Origin of the sequence: Caballeronia terrestris (assembly GCF_001544515.1) — a bacterium.
Classification (GTDB): domain Bacteria; phylum Pseudomonadota; class Gammaproteobacteria; order Burkholderiales; family Burkholderiaceae; genus Caballeronia; species Caballeronia terrestris.
The window spans coordinates 1-549 of the sequence record NZ_FCOL02000622.1 but is presented as its reverse complement, the minus strand read 5'-3'; the positions used below and the strand labels follow the sequence as shown (position 1 = coordinate 549).

1 protein-coding gene is annotated in these 549 nt (G+C 69.6%); it reads left to right on the top strand.

The annotated features are described in order from the left end of the window. A partial coding sequence (locus tag AWB67_RS39260) for an HPr family phosphocarrier protein (RefSeq protein ID WP_143746865.1) occupies positions 1-549 on the top strand: 549 nt, incomplete at both ends.

Below are 549 nucleotides of genomic sequence, written 5' to 3'. Positions count from 1 at the left end.
CCTAGTCACCGCGGGCATGGACACGGCGCTCTCCGTCGACCTTGTCGGCAGTGCCGTCGCGGAAGAGACGACCCGCGCGACCCGCGCGATCCTTTCCGACGAAGTCACCCTGCCCAACCCTGCGGGCCTGCATGCACGGCCCGCCGCGGTCGTCGCCGTCGAAGCCAAAAAGTACAAGTCTGACATCCGCCTGCTGCGCGGCAGCGACAGCGCAAATGCGAAGTCGGTCGTGTCGATCATGGGGCTCGCAACGAAGATCGGCGACAAGGTACGCGTCCAGGCGGCCGGTCCCGACGCAAGCGAAGCCGCTGGCGCGCTCGCGCGTTTGCTCGCAGCAGGTTCGGGCGAGAAGCCCGGCGACGCACCCGCTCCCGCAGCGGCCGCGCCGGCGACCACACCCGCACTCGCCGCCAGGCCCGCGGCGAGCGCCGACGCCAACGAACTCACTGGCGTATCGGCCTCGCCGGGGATCGCTGTGGGCAAGATCGTGCAGTTCCGGCAGGAAGTCATCGACGTCAAGGAAGCGGGCGAATCGCCGCAGCGAGAACG